This is a genomic window from Tardiphaga sp. 768_D3_N2_1, from assembly GCF_052076105.1.
In the GTDB taxonomy this organism is placed as follows: domain Bacteria; phylum Pseudomonadota; class Alphaproteobacteria; order Rhizobiales; family Xanthobacteraceae; genus Tardiphaga.
Genome location: NZ_CP197245.1, coordinates 3,623,120 through 3,636,445 on the forward strand (window position 1 = coordinate 3,623,120; position 13,326 = coordinate 3,636,445).

Annotated in this window: 12 protein-coding genes; 4 read left to right on the top strand and 8 right to left on the bottom strand. The window is 62.5% G+C overall.

All coding sequences use genetic code 11. The features are described from left to right. Window positions 1-33: 33 nt before the first annotated feature. The gene (locus AB8A27_RS17125; protein WP_441242928.1) at window positions 34-1,287 is read left to right on the top strand and encodes a hypothetical protein; all 1,254 of its coding nucleotides are present in this window, start codon (window positions 34-36) and stop codon (window positions 1,285-1,287) included. Between the two features lie 15 nt (window positions 1,288-1,302). On the opposite strand, the gene AB8A27_RS17130 is transcribed toward AB8A27_RS17125, so the two are convergent. The 4 genes from AB8A27_RS17130 to AB8A27_RS17145 are packed head-to-tail and all read right to left on the bottom strand — an operon-like array spanning window position 1,303 to window position 4,920. Next, window positions 1,303-2,289: a threonine ammonia-lyase gene (locus AB8A27_RS17130; RefSeq protein WP_441242929.1), complete on the bottom strand. Its 987-nt coding sequence runs from the start codon at window positions 2,287-2,289 to the stop codon at window positions 1,303-1,305. A 53-nt stretch (window positions 2,290-2,342) separates the two neighbouring features. After that, window positions 2,343-3,392: a glycosyltransferase family 4 protein gene (locus tag AB8A27_RS17135; protein ID WP_441242930.1), complete on the bottom strand. Its 1,050-nt coding sequence runs from the start codon at window positions 3,390-3,392 to the stop codon at window positions 2,343-2,345. A gap of 14 nt (window positions 3,393-3,406) precedes the next feature. Beyond that, entirely contained in the window at window positions 3,407-4,204 is a 798-nt protein-coding gene (locus AB8A27_RS17140; protein ID WP_441242931.1) for a UDP-2,3-diacylglucosamine diphosphatase, read from the bottom strand. Window positions 4,205-4,260: 56 nt separating this feature from the next. Then, window positions 4,261-4,920: a class I SAM-dependent methyltransferase gene (locus tag AB8A27_RS17145; protein WP_441242932.1), complete on the bottom strand. Its 660-nt coding sequence runs from the start codon at window positions 4,918-4,920 to the stop codon at window positions 4,261-4,263. Window positions 4,921-5,412: 492 nt separating this feature from the next. Between AB8A27_RS17145 and AB8A27_RS17150 the strand changes: the two genes are divergently transcribed. Continuing rightward, the gene (locus tag AB8A27_RS17150) at window positions 5,413-7,140 is read left to right on the top strand and encodes a methyl-accepting chemotaxis protein (RefSeq protein WP_441242933.1); all 1,728 of its coding nucleotides are present in this window, start codon (window positions 5,413-5,415) and stop codon (window positions 7,138-7,140) included. 26 nt (window positions 7,141-7,166) lie between these two features. Here AB8A27_RS17150 and thiD read toward each other — a convergent pair whose 3' ends face one another. Beyond that, window positions 7,167-7,967 (bottom strand): bifunctional hydroxymethylpyrimidine kinase/phosphomethylpyrimidine kinase, encoded by an 801-nt coding sequence (gene thiD / locus AB8A27_RS17155; RefSeq protein ID WP_441242934.1) that lies wholly within the window; start codon window positions 7,965-7,967, stop codon window positions 7,167-7,169. A gap of 153 nt (window positions 7,968-8,120) precedes the next feature. Here thiD and AB8A27_RS17160 point away from each other — a divergent pair, with 153 nt between their 5' ends. After that, a complete protein-coding gene (locus AB8A27_RS17160; protein ID WP_068735543.1) occupies window positions 8,121-8,357 on the top strand; it encodes an Lrp/AsnC ligand binding domain-containing protein in 237 nt (78 codons plus the stop codon). A gap of 194 nt (window positions 8,358-8,551) precedes the next feature. On the opposite strand, the gene AB8A27_RS17165 is transcribed toward AB8A27_RS17160, so the two are convergent. Beyond that, window positions 8,552-10,936 carry a transketolase gene (locus tag AB8A27_RS17165; protein WP_441242935.1) on the bottom strand — a complete coding sequence of 795 codons (2,385 nt, stop codon included), beginning with the start codon at window positions 10,934-10,936 and terminating at the stop codon, window positions 8,552-8,554. A gap of 155 nt (window positions 10,937-11,091) precedes the next feature. Here AB8A27_RS17165 and AB8A27_RS17170 point away from each other — a divergent pair, with 155 nt between their 5' ends. Then, window positions 11,092-11,553 carry an Lrp/AsnC family transcriptional regulator gene (locus AB8A27_RS17170; protein ID WP_441242936.1) on the top strand — a complete coding sequence of 154 codons (462 nt, stop codon included), beginning with the start codon at window positions 11,092-11,094 and terminating at the stop codon, window positions 11,551-11,553. A gap of 37 nt (window positions 11,554-11,590) precedes the next feature. Here the strand turns inward: AB8A27_RS17170 and AB8A27_RS17175 are convergent, their stop codons facing one another. Together AB8A27_RS17175 and AB8A27_RS17180 are read right to left on the bottom strand one after the other, a co-directional pair. Then, window positions 11,591-12,124, bottom strand: coding sequence for a cupin domain-containing protein (locus tag AB8A27_RS17175; RefSeq protein WP_092147099.1), 534 nt, complete (start codon window positions 12,122-12,124; stop codon window positions 11,591-11,593). Between the two features lie 127 nt (window positions 12,125-12,251). Beyond that, window positions 12,252-13,010 carry a helix-turn-helix domain-containing protein gene (locus AB8A27_RS17180; RefSeq protein WP_441242937.1) on the bottom strand — a complete coding sequence of 253 codons (759 nt, stop codon included), beginning with the start codon at window positions 13,008-13,010 and terminating at the stop codon, window positions 12,252-12,254. Window positions 13,011-13,326 lie beyond the last annotated feature (316 nt).

The following is a 13,326-nucleotide window of genomic DNA, read 5'->3' on the forward strand; positions in this document are numbered from 1 at the left end:
TATCGCGCATCCCTGTGCGCGCCACGAGTTATCATGATGGCCGAAGAAGCATTTGCCCTGTCGCCGATCTCCGCCCGCCCCAATGTGCCGGGCGAGGCAGACTATGACGCGATCCGCGAAGCTTTCATGGAGACCGCGCGCGGCCGCTGGTTTCTCGCCGAATATGCCAAGCGCAACCGCACGGCCGACACCAGCCTGGTGCTCGAAGCCGTCACGCGGCTCGAAGCCAATCTCGCCGCCCAGAAGCAGGCGCCGGCGCTCAGCCTGGTCGCGGCCCTCGGCGCCATCCGCTCAGCCGTCCGTCAGGCCAAGGCGACCGCCATCGAGGCGATGCCACGCATCGACACCGATGAGGTTTTGACCGGTGCCCGCAACGGCACCCGCATTATCCGCGAGATCGCCTGGACGCTGCGTGAATGCGGCGCAGACACGCGAATCTGCGATCTCCTGGACACGCAGGTCAAGGCCATCGAGGCCGGCCAGCAGGCGCTCAACGGCAATGGGCGTGAGGAGGTGCTGGCGAGCTACGACTTGCTGATGCAGCACATCGAGCAGATGGTCGATGGCAGCGTAGCGACGACTGCGCAGGCCGAAACGACTCCGGTTGCTGAAAAGCCCGAGCCCGTTGTTGCCGAGACACGCGAAGCATCCGTGACGCCGCTGTTCAAGTCGCAGGCGAGCGAAGTGCTGGCTGAGACGGTCACGATCTCGAGCGTCGAACCGCCGCGCGCCGCTGTACAGCCGGCCCGTGTAGAGACGGTCGTCGTAGAGACCGTCGCCGAAACAGCCGCGCCTGTCGCAGAAGCCACCGCGGAGCTTGCCGCGACAAAGGCTGAGGCCTCCCTGGCCGTCGCCGCAGACGATCTCCCGCAGGCGCCTGAAACGACGGGCGATGCCGAGGAGGAACATGACCTCGCCGTGCTCGATATGGTCGCCGCCGAGATGGGCGCGCTCGATCTGAGCGACCCTGACGTTATTGAGCCTCAGCTTGCCGAGCCTCAATACGTTGAGCCTGAGGTGATGCAGGTCGAAGCTGCCGCTGTTCAGCCAACCGAGCCCGAAGCTCTCGACACCGACCTGATGACGCTGGCGCAGATCGCAGAGGTCGCGCTGGCACCCGAGCCGCCGCAGCCAGACCTGGTCCCTCAGGTGGAAGCTGCCGCGCCGTCGCTGGGCGCAGCCCTGATCGCCGGCGGCGTAATCGCGGATCCGAGTGCGCCGGCATCGGACCCGCTGATGCCGATCCGCAAGATGACGCAGGCCGAGAAGATCGCATTCTTCTCGTAGGCGCTTCCGTCCTGCTCAGGCGTTGATGATCCTGGCGTAGAGATCTGCATCGACGTTGCCGCCGGACAAAACGATCACCACAGTCTTGCCGCGCGCATCGAAACGTCCGTTCATCAGCGCAGCCAGTGCCACGGCACCGCCGGGCTCGACCACCAGCTTCAAATCGCGGAACGCAAAGGCCATCGCCTTGCCGACTTCATCGTCAGTGGCGGTGACAGCGCCCGACAGCAGATGCTGATTGACGGCGAAGGTGATTTCACCGGGCTTCAGGGCCATGAGCGCATCGCAGATCGTACGCCCCGCATTGCTGTGCGCGACGCGCTTGCCGGCGCGCAATGAGAGGCCGTGATCGTCAAAGCCCGCGGGTTCAGCGACGATGATCGAGGTCTCGGGGAAACGCGCCTTCACGGCGGTCGCGATGCCGCCGATCAGGCCGCCGCCGGAGGCCTGTGCAGACACTATGTCCGGCACGATCCCCATGGCAGCCATGTCCTCCACGATCTCGCGGCCGATGGTGCCCTGCCCGGCCATTACGAACACATCGTCATAGGGCGGCACGACCGTGGCGCCGCTCTTGCCGGCGATGTCGCCCGCGATGGCTTCGCGGTCTTCCTTGTCGCGATCATACAACACGACTTCGGCGCCATAGCCCCTGGTTCGCTCGACCTTCGACACCGGCGCATCGGACGGCATCACGATGGTCGCCTTCATGCCGAGAATCTGCGCGGCGGCGGCAACGCCCTGCGCATGATTCCCGGAGGAGAATGCAACGACGCCCCTTCCGCGCTCACCCTCGGGGATCGAGGAGATCTTGTTGAAGGCGCCGCGAAACTTGAACGAACCGGTTCGCTGCAGCACTTCCGGCTTCAGAAACACTTTCGCGCCGGTCAGCGCATCGAGCGCAGGTGAACGGAGCAAGGGCGTGCGCGCCGCATAGGGCGCGATAACGCGCGCGGCGGCATCGATATCGGCGGATGTGATCGGCAATGGAGTGTTTGTCATGCGCGCATTTTATCGCGCGACACAACCGGCGGGCAAGCTATACCAATCGCAGATCAGGCAGCGAAACGCGGATGCTTCGCTGCAGACGGTGCACGGGCGGCGATTTCAGCCCGCACATGGCTGATATTGCTGACGAAAGCACGCGCCGAGGCCTCCCAGGTGTGGCCTGCGGCAAAGCTGAGACATTCCTGCGGCGAGATTTCGAGCGCCTTGAGACAGGCCTGCCGCAAGTCATCCGACAACACTCCGACCGGCGAGGAGCCGATTACGTCCTTCGGCCCCGTCACCGGGAACGCTGCCACCGGCACGCCGCTCGCCAGCGCTTCGAGCAACACGAGACCATAGGTGTCGGTCTTGCTCGGAAACACGAAGACATCGGCCGAAGCATAGGCAACGGCCAGCGCCTCGCCCTGCAACGCGCCCATGAACAGCGCATCGGGATATTTCGCTTCGAGCGCGGCACGGGCCGGGCCGTCGCCGACCACGACCTTCGTACCCGGCAGATCGAGATCAAGGAAGGCTTCGAGATTCTTCTCGACGGCGACGCGGCCAACCGAGAGGAAAATCGGCTTCGGCTTGCCGAGATCGACATGGCGCGGATGAAACAGACTGGCATCGACGCCGCGCGGCCACAGCACGACATTGCGGAAGCCGCGGTCGCGCAGTTCAGTCGCAAGCGCCGGCGTTGCTGCCATCACCGCGGAGCTCGCGCCATGGAATCGGCGCAGGCCTGCCCACACCCATGACTCCGGAATCGGAAAACGCGCCGAGATATATTCGGGGAAGCGCGTATGGAAACTGGTCGTGAACGGAATGCTCCGGCGGCGGCAATAAGCGCGCACCGAAAAGCCGATCGGGCCTTCTGTCGCGATGTGGATGTTGTCGGGCTTCGCGTCGTCGATCAGTTGCGCGATCTTGCGGCGGCTCGGGATCGCAACACGCAAATCCGCGTAGCTCGGCAGTGCAACGGTGCGAAACGATTCCGGCGTGAGGAAACTCACATCGACGCCAAAGCCCTTCGCCGCCTCTGCCATCATCGTCAGTGTCCGCACGACGCCGTTGACTTGGGGATGCCAGGCATCAGTGGCGACGAGAATGCGCATCAGGCCGGCATCCTTCAAGCTGCCTTGGCTGGTGCGAGCGCCTGCACCGGCATGCCGCGGCGAACCGGATCAGTCCAGGTGATGATCTCGAAGCGGCCATCTTCATGTTCTACCAGCGCGGTGCAGCTTTCGACCCAATCGCCGCAATTCATGTAGCGGATGCCATGCTCGTCGCGGATCGTCGCGTAGTGGATATGACCGCAGATCACGCCGTCAGCGCCGTGACGCCGGGCCTCGCCGGCCAGCGTCTCTTCGAACGCGCCGATATAATTGACGGCGTTCTTCACCTTCATCTTGGCCCATTTCGACAGCGACCAGTAAGGGAAGCCGAACAGCTTACGCAGCGCATTGACCAGACGATTCATCTGGATTGCGAGGTCGTAGGCCTTGTCACCGAGATGGGCGAGCCAGCGCGCGTTCTGCACCACGAGGTCGAAGATATCGCCATGGATGACGAGGTATTTCTTGCCGTCCGCGCCTTCATGCGTCGCGGTCTCGACAACCTCGATGCCGCCGAAATGCGTACCGTAATAATTGCGCAGGAATTCGTCGTGATTGCCGGGAATGTAAACGACCTTGGCGCCCTTGCGCGCTTTGCGGAGCATCTTCTGGACGAAGTCGTTATGGGATTGCGGCCAGTGCCAGCCAGATTTCAGCGCCCAGCCATCAACGATATCGCCAACGAGATAGATGGTGTCAGCGTCGTGAGTGCGGAGGAAGTCCAGCAACCGGTCAGCCTGCGATCCGCGGGCGCCGAGGTGGACGTCGGAGATAAACAAGGTGCGAAAGCGCTTTTCGTTGCCTTCACTCATCACGTCTCTTTCCATGTCGAGCAGCTAACTGATTTGCATGACACGGCGATGACGATTTACGCCGCCAGTGCCGCCGCGGTTCGTTCGAAAGTTACCAATGTATAGATACCGAACGGCGCCACCTTGCGGCGTTCGACGAGGATCGATTCAGCATTCGCTTGCGACCACGCCTGCAGCCGCGCGAACGGAAATTCCGGGCGCAGGCCGAGGGAACGGGTCTTCACGGCGGCCCAGCGCTCCACGGCAGCTGCCAGACCCGTCTCCGAATACAGATGATTGACGAGAATGATGCGGCCGCCCGGCTTCACCACGCGGTGGCACTCCGACAGCACCTGTTCGGGATTCTCGACGAGTGTGATCACGAACTGCGCGACGACACAGTCAAACGTGGCGTCGGCGAAGGTCATCGCATGCGCGTCCATCTCCTGGACGCCCTTGACCCACGGATAGCGGCCCGTTGCCATCCTGGCGCGCGCCTTGGCGAGCATGGGTGCACTAAGATCGATGCCGGTAATCTCGGTGCTCGTATCGTAGTCATCGAATGACAGGCCGGTGCCGACACCGACTTCAAGCACCTTGCCGCCCACAGCACGCGCGGCTTCGGCAGCGGCGCGACGGCCCTTCAGCATCACCGGACCGCACACCGCATCATAGATCGGAGCCCAGCGCGCATAGGCTGTTTCAACAATGGATTTTTCCAGATCCAGCGTCGTCATCGGAGGTTCCGTCCAGCGTGTCCCATAGAATCGGACAACCCGTTTGCTGTTCGGCTGATATCAAGCCGGGATGACAGATCGACGACAGAGTGTCGCAGGAAGCCTCTGCAAGGGCCCCAGGCGCTTCGGTGGGAGATGTTTTTAGCAGCTTGACGGCGATGGCTGAGGATAACGCGGCAAGCGCAGCCGCTGGCATTTATCCCGGCGGACTATCCTATTGGCGCACGCGCTTTGCTGACCTGAATCTCCGCCACTATCAAGCTGCCCGTGCGTAATCGGAAGGCGCAGCGGCCGGTGTGAAATACGCCTTCAGCATTGCCAGGCTGCACACAAAGGCGATGCGCAGAAGCATACCACCACCACAAGATGCCGCGTAAAACCACACTACTTTCGGTTTCATCGAAGATTAATCTCCCGCTGCCAAAGTCAGCGTGATCGATGTCCGCGACACCAAACGGGCATGCCATCCTCAGCCAACACCTGGAGGCGCTCGTGACGTTTCTCGCCCGTTTCAACGTACTCACCAAAATCCTCGCAATTGTCGGCCTGATGGCGTCGATCTCCATCGGTCTGAGCTGGCTCGGCATCAGTGCGATGGCCAGGCTCGATGAAGGCGCGACCAATATGAGCAAGGCGTCGAAGCGCGCCTTGACGGGCGCACGCGCGAACCAGGAAGTCATCGGGCTCAATCGCGCCGAATTCCGTCTTGCGCTGGACCCCCGGCCGCAGAACGTCGCGCAAACCAAACAGGATATCGAGGCGCAGTTGAAGTCGCTGGAAGCCGGCATCGCCAACATCCAGGAAACCCGCGACGAGCAGACACGCGCCATGTTGCCGGCCGTGAACGAAGCACTCGCAGCGTACAGGAACAACCTGGAAACTACCATCAAGCTCGCCAGCGCCGCCACCGATGTACAGCTCGACGAGCAGACCAATCGGCTGCGTGAGGCCGCCGTGAAGGGCCGCGAGGCTGCGGAGAAAGTGCGGACCGCGATGCGCGCCGTCTCGAACCGCCTGCTCGATCGCGTGGATCTCTACACACAGGCCGCAGCGGAGGAATATGTCACGACCTCGCGGCTGCTGATACTGGCAACGATAATCGGCGTGCTGTTCGGACTGGCGTCGGGATTCCTGATCGGCCGGTTCGGAATCGTCAAACCGATGATCGAGCTGGTGAGAGATTCCGTGCGCCTGTCGGGCGGCGATACCACCGCGTCGTTCGACACCGCGCGGCGTGCCGACGAGATCGGCACGGTCGCCGGCGCCGTCGCCAAGTTCCGCGACAATGTCATTGCCCAGCAGGAAGCCGCGAAAGGCATTGCGCTCGAAGTGGCTGAGCGCGAGGCGCGCAATCGTCACATCGAACGCACCGTTGAGAGCTTCCGCGTCACCGCCAACGGATTGCTGGCGACGGTGGACGAGAATGCCGGCACACTCAAGCACACCGCACAGTCTCTGACGGGGATTGCCAGCGACGCCGCGCAGCAGGCTATTTCTGCAGCAGGTGCATCGGAGGAAACGGCAACCAACGTTCAGACCGTCGCTTCAGCAGCAGAGGAGTTGACGAGTTCGATCATGGAGATCGGCCGCCAGATCGAGCGCGCGACATTGACCGTCACAACGGCGGGCGCCACGACCAGCCGTTCCGAATCGGAGATCGAAGGCCTCGCCGAGGCCGCCCAGCGGATCGGATCCGTGGTAGACCTGATCCAGGCCATCGCCGCACAGACCAACCTGCTGGCGCTCAATGCCACCATCGAGGCAGCCCGCGCCGGCGAATCCGGCCGCGGCTTCGCCGTCGTCGCATCCGAGGTCAAATCACTGGCCAGCCAGACCGCGAAGGCAACGGACGAGATCGCACAGCAGATCGCCGGTATTCAGGCTACAACCACGACGGCCGTGGCCTCGGTCAAGGAGATTGCACTGGCCATGCGTGAGATCGACGAGGTCACCACCGCAATCGCCAGCGCCATGGAGCAGCAGGGCGCAGCGACGCGCGAAATTTCCCAGAACGTGCAGATGGCCGCATCCGGCACCCAGATGCTGGCGTCCAACATCTCGGCAGTCAACGTGGCGATCAGCGAAACCAACCGCTCGGCCGATGGCGTGTTCAGCGCCTCCGGCAACGTCTCCTCGGCCGCTGGCGATCTCGCCGAACAGGTGAAACAGTTCTTTGTCACCCTGCGCGAAACGCCGACCGCTCACGCCAAGGCGGCCTGAGGCCCGGCGCGGGCGACGTGACGGGATCAGTAAGAGGCGTGGAAGTGGTGCACCGGGCCGTGGCCGTGGCCGACCGTAAAACGATCCGCCGCAGCGATCGCAGCCGTGACATAGGCTTTCGCCGCGCGCACGGCGGCTTCCATGTCCTGCCCCTTGGCGAGGCCGGCCGCGATCGCTGATGACAGCGTGCAGCCGGTGCCATGGGTGTTCTTCGTGGACACGCGCGCTGCCGGCAAGGCAATAGTGCGGTCTGCGGTGATAAAATAATCGGTGCTCTCCGGGCCGGTCCCGTGGCCGCCCTTGATCAGCACAGCTTTGCAGCCGAGCGCGAGCAGACGCTTGCCCTGCGCCTCGATCGCAGCATCGCCCTCTGCCATCGGCTCGTCGAGCAGTGCGGCGGCCTCCGGCAGGTTCGGCGTGATGATCTGCGCCAGCGGGATCAGCGTGCTGCGCAGCGCCGCGATGGCATCCGGCGCCAGCAGGCGATCGCCTGATGTGGCGACCATCACCGGATCGAGCACCACATGTTTCGGCTGCCATGTCGCGAGGCCGGCGGAGATGGCCTCAATCACATCGCGCTGCGCGACCATGCCGATCTTCACCGCGCCGACGGCAAGGTCGACAAACACGGCATTGATCTGCTCACTGACGAACTCCGCGGGCACCTGATGAATGCCGGTGACGCCCTTGGTGTTCTGCGCTGTCAGCGCGGAGATCACCGAGGCGCCGTAGACGCCGAGCGCCGCAAAGGTCTTGAGGTCTGCCTGGATGCCGGCGCCACCTGAGGAATCCGACCCGGCAATGGTCAGGGCAATGGGTGTGGGCATCGGAAAAACTCGCGCGAGATCAAGGGATAAGCGGGCGCCTCAGTCCTAGCCCTCTATTGCCGGACCGACAAGGTGGCGACATGCTGGCGGCTTGCGCCGCCCCCTGTTTTGGGCTTGATGATCTCTAAAATCGCCCGTTTCCGGAGAATCCCGATGGTCCCCTTCTTTGTCCAGTTCAAGTGCAAGCTTGGCCAGTCCTATGCCGTCGCCAACGCGCTGGCCGAAGCCGAAATCGCCTCGGAGATCTATTCCACGGCCGGGCATTACGACCTGCTGGTGAAGTTCTACGTCGATAACGCCACCGACATCGGCCATTTCGTGAACGAGAAGGTGCAAACCATCCCGGGCATCCAGGACACCCACACGATCATCACGTTCAAGGCATTTTGAGACGAGACCAAAACTCAGGTGTCGTCCCCGCGAAGGCGGGGACCCATAACCACGGTCCGCGAAAGATAAGCAGCGGAATTACATCTACGTTGCTTTGACCAGCTCTCCAGCGTGTATGGGTCCCCGCCTACGCGGGGACGACATGGGAGAGGTCAGCGCATCCGCCCTGCCTCTTCCCATGGGGAGCAGAAGAACTACACCGCCATCTTCCGGTGCAGGACCGGAATGCCGCTCAGCTCCTCCGCCGCATCGACGATCGCATTCGCGTCGATGCCGTGATGGCGATAGAGGTCGTCGATCGTGCCGGTCTGGCCGAACTGGTCGACGCCCAGCGCTTCCATACGGTGACCGCACACGCTGCCGATCCAGCCAAGTGTCGCCGGATGACCGTCGAGCACGGTGACAATACCGCAATCGCGCGGTAGCGGCTGCAGCAGCTTCTCGATGTGGCTCAGATGCTGCGGGTTACGCCTGTCGCGCCGGATTTTCCGCGCCGATGTCCAGCCGGCATGGAGACGGTCGGCCGAGGTGATCGCCAAGAGGCCGATGTCGCGATGGCTGTCGCCGAGCAATCCCGTTGCCTCGATCGCCTCCGGCGCCAGCGTGCCGGTATAGGCGATCACCAGATCGCAATTGGCGCCGGGCCTGCGCAGCCAGTAGGCGCCATCGGTGATGCCCTCTCGCAGCTCCGGCGTCATCATGCGCTGCGGCTGTTCGATGGTGCGCGTGGAGAGCCGCAGATAGACCGAACCGCCCATGCGTTGCCCGGCCTCATCGGTGCCCGCGTCGCGCTGCATGTGCTGGAAGCCCCAGCCCATAATCACAGCGAGTTCGTCGACGAAAGCCGGTTCGAACGAGGCGAGCCCATCCTGCGCCATGCCGATCAGCGGCGTTGCGATCGACTGATGTGCACCACCTTCCGGTGCCAGCGTGATGCCCGACGGCGTCGCAGCCACCATGAAGCGGGCATCCTGATAACAGGCATAGTTGAGCTGATCGAGACCGCGTTCAATGAAGGGATCGTACAGCGTCGCGACCGGCAGCAGGCGGACGCCATTGATGCTGCTCGACAGGCCCAGGGCCGACATCAGGATGAACAGGTTCGCCTCGGCAATGCCGAGTTCGAGATGCTGGCCCTTCGGCGAGAAGTCCCAGTTGAAGGTCGACGGAATCTTCTCGCTGCGGAAGTGATCGGCCTTCTCGGCGCGCGCGAACAGCCCGCGGCGATTGACCCAGGCGCCAAGATTGGTGGACACGGTGACATCGGGCGACGCGGTCACGATGCGCGACGCCAGTTCGGTATCGCCCCGCGCCAGCTCGTGCAGCACCAGGCCGAAGCCCTGTTGCGTGGACATTTCCGGCGACGGCTTGAACGACAGATGCGCGGGGACATCGATCGCAGGCGCGCTCAGGCGCCGCGTGCCCTGCTGCACGAAGGGCACATCCTTCAGGAACGCATCCAGCGTCGCCGCGTCCTGTGTCAAACCTTCATACTTGTCCCACTCATAACCAGGCCGGATGTTCTGCGCCGCGCGCCAGGTCTCCATCTGCGTCGGCGTCATCAGGCCGGCGTGGTTGTCCTTGTGGCCCTGGAACGGCAGGCCGATGCCCTTGATGGTGTAGGCGATGAAGCAGACCGGACGGTCGTGATCGATCGCCTCGAAGGCCTCGACCATACTGGCCATGTCGTGGCCGCCGAGATTCGACATCAACGCCAGCAATTCGTCGTCGCTGCGCGCCTCGATCAGGCGCGACACCGGTCCTTGATCGCCGATCTCGTCATTGAGCCGCTTGCGGAACGCCGCGCCGCCCTGAAAACACAGCGCCGAATAGATCTGGTTCGGACAATTGTCGATCCAGGTCTTCAACGCGGCACCGCCGGGCTCGGCAAAGGCCGTCTGCATCAGGCGGCCATACTTCACGATCACCACGTCCCAGCCAAAATTGCGGAACATGGATTCGAACTTCTCCCACAGGCCTTCGCGAACGACTGCGTCGAGGCTCTGGCGGTTGTAGTCGACGACCCACCAGGTGTTGCGCAGTCCGTGCTTCCAGCCTTCCAGCAGCGCCTCGAAGATATTGCCCTCGTCCATCTCGGCATCGCCGACCAGCGCAATCATGCGCCCCTCGCGGCGATCCTTCATCCAGCCATGCGCCAAGACGTAGTCCTGCACCAATGACGAGAATAATGTCTGCGCGACGCCGAGGCCGACCGAACCGGTGGAGAAATCGACATCGTCGATATCCTTGGTGCGCGACGGATAGCTCTGCGCGCCCTTGAAGCCGCGGAAGTTTTCCAGCTTCTCGCGCGTCTGGTTGCCGAACAGATACTGGATGGCATGGAACACCGGGCTCGCATGCGGCTTCACCGCGACGCGATCCTCCGGCTTCAGCACGGAGAAATACAGCGCCGACATGATGGTCGCGAGCGAGGCGCTTGAGGCCTGATGACCGCCGACCTTGAGACCATCGGCATTGGGGCGGATGTGGTTGGCGTTATGGATGGTCCATGACGAGAGCCAGAGTACCTTGCGCGCCAATGCGGTCAGGGTCTGCAGGCGATTGTGATCGATCGGCATGATGGACTCCCGCGTCGGCCAGCTGTTGTGCTGGTTCGTGATGAGGTCGCCATTCTAGCAGGCAGCCTCACGGGATTTTCTCAATTCAACGCGACAACCACGGCCATATTGGGATAAACGAATGGTTCTGGCTCCAATTTCATGGAATTTTCCCAATGTCAGCCCTCGACGCAATCGACCGCAAGATTCTCGCCGCGCTCCAGATCGACAGTCGCATCACCATGCAGGAGCTCGCCGACAAAGTCGGGCTATCGATCTCGCCGTGCCATCGCAGGGTAAAATTGCTGGAAGAACGCGGCGTCATCACCCGCTACATGGCCCTGGTCGATCAGAAATCGATCGGGCTGCCAGTCAGCGTCTTCATCTCCATCAAGCTTGTCAGGCAGAAGGAGGAAGACCTCAACCGTTTTGCGAAGGCGATCTCGAAATGGGAGGAAGTACTGGAGTGCTATCTGATGACCGGCAACCGCGACTATCTCTTGCGCGTCGTCGCGGCGGATCTGTCGTCCTATGAGGCATTCCTGAAGAACAAGCTGACGCGGCTCGACGGCATCGCCTCGATCGAATCCAGCTTCGCCCTCAGCCAGGTGAAGTATTCGATCGCACTGCCGGTGTAAGACAGTATGAGGCGACGCCGCCGGCCCCCAGCCGGGCTCACGATGACCGCGGCACCAGGAAGGTGACATTGGTCGTCTTGGTTCCGCGACATGGTTCCGACGCGCCCTCGATCACGATCGGCGGTCCGGTAATGAAACTATCGTGCAGCGCTGCGAGCGCGGCCCATTGGTCCGGCGGCGTCTTGCCGATCTGCTCGAACAGATCGTCAATGCCGCCTGGAACGAAGGAAAACAGCAATCGCGCCGGGTGCGATCCGAGATTGACCCAGGCATGCGGCACGCCGCGCGGCACCACAACGGTCCTGCCCGCGGAAATGTCGAAGACATCATCGCCGCATTGAAAACGGAAGACGCCCGTGAGCACCTCGAAGATCTCGTCACGCTCCTTGTGGATGTGCATCGGTGGTCCGCTGAGCGGCAACACGCGTGCCTCGACAATGGTGAACGCGCCGGCCACATCCCGGCTATGGATCCGCAGGGCGATCAGATCTCCCGGCGTAGTCTCAAACCAATGGAGATCCTTGCCGCAACCAACGACGGCCTCAGGTAACCGCACGACTCTTGCCTTCATGGCACCTCTCCTTCTCAATCGGCGAGTCGCTTCGATATAGGACGACGCACGAATACCGATGCCTTGCAGGCGCAAAATGCCCACGCAGTGCAGCAGAGTCGCGATCAGCATATAAAGAAGCATGGGGCTAATCGACGAACAGATTGAAGAACAGCCGGCCCCGCGATGAATTCGGAGGCCGGACCGTTTTCATTCCAGGTGGATGGAAAATTTCTTCGGGAGCAGTGCCGATGATCGCCTGGAAGTCATGGATCAAATGCGCCTGATCGGCGAAGCCGCAGGACTGCGCGATATCGCTCCAGCCACAACCTTCGCGCCGGGCTGCGACCGCTTTCTCCACGCGCACGAGGCGCGCGAACTGCTTGGGACCGACGCCGAATGCCGCCTTGAAGCCACGCGACAAATGCCGGACGCTGATATCCAGATGGGTCGCCAGATCGCTCACAGATATCGATGGATCAAACCGCAGGCTGGATGCCGCCTGAGCCAGCAGGCTGGGTGGCCGCGCCGGACGCATATGGCGCAGCAAGAATTCCTCCACGAGCGCGACCCGCGCCTCGGCGTCCGGAGCCTGCGCAAGGTCCCGCTCGATCTGCATCAATGCGCTTTTGCGAAAGATGTGACACAGCTCGATCTTCTGATCGCGAAATTCGGAGAACGGCAACTGACTGATCCGCTCCGACGCCTCCGGCTTGACGCGAATGATGACAGCGCCGATCGGACCGACCGGACGCACCGTCACAATGCCGGTCCGCATCTTCACCGCGACATGCCGCTGGCAGACGCGCATGACTTTTTCGCTGCCGAAGGTCCAGTCAGCGCTCAGGGGAGCGCGATACTGCATCACCAGAACGCCATAGGCGCTGGGAGCCAATTGTACCGTCATGCTCTGTGCAGCGGAGCCATCGGGAAGATCCCAATCCCAGATGTCTTCGACGATGTCCGATAACAATGGATGTGGGCAGAAGACCTGCAGTCCAAGAGCTTCCGTTGCGCTTGTGTACTCAGCGCCGCAAAACTCAGAGCCGCTTGCAATTCTGTCGCCCGCAAACGGCTTAGACGAACTCATCTCATACATGGGAAGATAGCTCCAAGACCCGTGGCATCAGCCTCGACGGCAGTGAGGCCGATCGCGCGTCTCCACGCGCTGGAAACGAACACTCGTTTATTCGTCGCGTCACTTTCCGTGACCGGCACAACTT